This is a genomic window from Chitinophaga sp. (genome assembly GCF_035564935.1).
Lineage (GTDB): Bacteria > Bacteroidota > Bacteroidia > Chitinophagales > Chitinophagaceae > Chitinophaga.
Genome location: NZ_DATMTE010000926.1, coordinates 1 through 2,861 on the forward strand (window position 1 = coordinate 1; position 2,861 = coordinate 2,861).

2 protein-coding genes are annotated in these 2,861 nt (G+C 49.7%); both read right to left on the reverse strand.

Translation table 11 applies throughout. The annotated features are described in order from the left end of the window. Positions 1 to 141: 141 nt before the first annotated feature. Positions 142 to 1,794: an SWIM zinc finger family protein gene (locus tag VN105_RS24190; RefSeq protein WP_325645072.1), complete on the reverse strand. Its 1,653-nt coding sequence runs from the start codon at positions 1,792 to 1,794 to the stop codon at positions 142 to 144. A 14-nt stretch (positions 1,795 to 1,808) separates the two neighbouring features. Next, positions 1,809 to 2,861 (reverse strand): hypothetical protein (locus VN105_RS24195; RefSeq protein ID WP_325645074.1); only part of this gene is annotated, 1,053 nt, incomplete at its 5' end.

The following is a 2,861-nucleotide window of genomic DNA, read 5'->3' on the forward strand; positions in this document are numbered from 1 at the left end:
TAGTCAGAATACCTGAATGACGAAACATCATTCGTCCCTTTTCGGGCGCAAGTGCAATCAATTCCTCTTTACAAAGATCTTTGTTTATTAACGAGACAGCAAGGTAGAAATAAATTCCCGGATATAAAACATCTCCTTCAATTATTTTACCGCTTTATTTTCCGAATGCGTTATACGCAGTGCCAGCATGTGTTCGCAGGGGCCCTTGTACAATTTATTCGTGCTGTAAAAGTTACAGTCGCAGTGCGCATTACTTAACCTTTCATCCGCATCAATGGTTATAACGGGATGGTATATACGTTGTGCGCCCTTTACAGTTCCTTTCAGTTGTAATCCTGTTCCCGGGATCTCAGTAGCCGTAAATTCCACCTTTCCTGCCTGTACCAGTTTGGTAGCTTCTCCTTCCTGGGGATTGGCAAAACGCAGCTGGTCTAAAGGCAATGGCTCCCGGCTTAGTTCACGGAGACGGTAAAAACCCGTATGCAAATCGTAGATCACTTTACCGGCCTGGGTATAAATACCCAGTGCGCCCAGTACCGTAGCCCTATCCAGCCCCGTGGCGGCTACAATCGTTTCCGGTTTGGCCATCCACCTGGTTTTCAGGTCTTCAAAAACGGTGAGCTTTGCCTGGTCGTTTACTTCCGCACGGGGCGCCATCAGGTCAAACTGCCCCGCGCGCGACCAGTCGTTGGCCGTCCACCCGCTAAGCCCCAGCGTAAACTGCATATCGCCGAGATCCGCTACATAAAAGGAAGGCAGCCCGTTGCCGGTAAGATGCACGGTAAACTTTTTTGCAATAGGGATCAGCCGTTCCAGGATCAGCAATCGTCTTCTCCCCCATATCCTGATCTCCCTGCGCTGAGGACCGGTATATAACGACCTCGCACATACGATTTCCTGGTTCCAGGGTTCAAACACGGCGCGTACCGGCTTACCTGGTTCCAGTATAAAACGGATGGAGCGCGGTCCGCGTTTTTCCTTAAAGCGGCGCAGCCAGGAACAGAAATTATATACATCCATCGGGTGCAGCTCAAACGTTGCTGCCGGCAGCGTCATGGCGGAGCTTACCTGCAGGAACCCTCTCACCCAGCTATCGGGCAGGTCTATCTTTACTTCATGATATAATTCCTCCTGCGAGGTTTGCACCTGGAATCCTCCCGGGTCAATTTTAAAGTCTGTTTCCTTGTAATCCCGGATCTTCTGGAACTCGTTATAAAGGGAAGCGGAGTAATCAATATTAGTGGTACCGCATTCAAACTCATTCACTTCTTTGAATACATTATAGCTGGCGCTCAGTTTTCCGTAAGTAGATTCATCCTGGCTGAAACATTCAAAGAACAACTCATCAGGATGCACGCTGATCACGGGGTCCAGCACAAACCAGGCATCGCGGTCTTTCTGGTATAAATAATCGAAATAACTTTTCCTGGCTTTATAAAATGGCGCCATTACTTTTTCCTTCTCCTGGTAAATGCCGCTGAGTTCCGCTCTCAGTGCATCTATCCGCTGATCGGCGGCTTTTACATCGTAGCCGTTCATAAATTCAGCCAGCCATACCGTTTCCTGTTGGGCGGCCCATTCCTTATAAGCCGTTTTATCTTTCGGTTTAAAACGCAGGTCGGATACCACTACGTCATGGAGTGCGGAAATGGCTTCGCGGAAAGCTATTTTTTTATGCAGCTTGCCCACAAAGAACGTGGGATCTCGACGGGTATCCGGTGCAAAGGAAATGCCTGCTGAAGTGGCATTGCTGTACACGTTGGAGTTCCCGCTGTATCTGTAGTTGAATAACATAAATGGATTACTTTTTAAGATACTCTGATCGTTGTTGGCACTATTTCAATAGGCAGCTCCACGGCATACCGTTCCTGTATAGTGCGCATAATGCTGATACAGCGGGCTTTGTCGCCTATAGCTACCGTGGCGGATATATGCGCAATAATATGACCAATGTAAGCGGCTGCATCTGCTGATTTCATGGCCTCCTTTTCCAGGAATGCAAAGATCCTTTCTTTCGCAGCGCGGGCTTTGTTCACCCCGCTTAATACCACGCGGAAATAATGTTCCAGCTGCTGCAGCAACGCCAGGTTACCGGCTGCATACTGTTGCAGGTAATTAGTAGCAAACAACTGCATGCTTTCACTTGGATGCTGGCTCAGTTTTAACAGGTAGGTTTGCCCGTCCTGTTCATGGAAGAAACGCAGCAGCAATTCCCGGCCAAATGCCTGTATATCGGGGCGTACACTATCTGCCACCGCCACCAGGGTTTCGGGGGACCAGTCGTTATCCGTAAATTGTGTACGGAAAAATTCCATCGCTTCCTGGCGGGTGTCATCCCATTTGGCATCGAGCAGGCCAATGGCGGCATCCCTTTCAAAACGGATACGCGCTGCGTTGTCATAATAAAAGTGCCAGCTCCACTCCCTTACTTTCAGCAGCTCGTGGTTACCCGCGGCAATTACCTGCTTCAGGGATAAGGCCGAGGCGGGGATATACTTTTGGAGCACCAGCAATCCAAACTGCTGGGCCGCCCTGTAATTGGCGTACAGCAGGCGTAAAGCGGTGGCCGTATCAATATCCTGTAAGTAGTCAACCAGTTCATTGCTCAGCGTAGCTTCAATATCGGCATGCATGCCTTCAGCAGTTTCCCTGCGCATCAGCAGGGGTACCAGCTCGTTCACCAGGTAAACGGCCAGGCGTTTATCCTGCTGTACCAGGCGGCTGATAAGCGGGCGCACGGCATTACGTACATCCGTATACGTGCTTAATAATATATGGAGTACCAGTTCCGGTCTTTTCAGCAGTTCATCGGTTCCCATTGCCTCCAGCACTTCCACCCCGGCAGTTCTGACAGGCTGAAA

Coding starts and splice junctions, on each gene's coding strand:
- VN105_RS24190 (WP_325645072.1), bottom strand. CDS start 1,794: ATGTTATTCAACTACAGATACAGCGGGAACTCCAACGTGTACAGCAAT.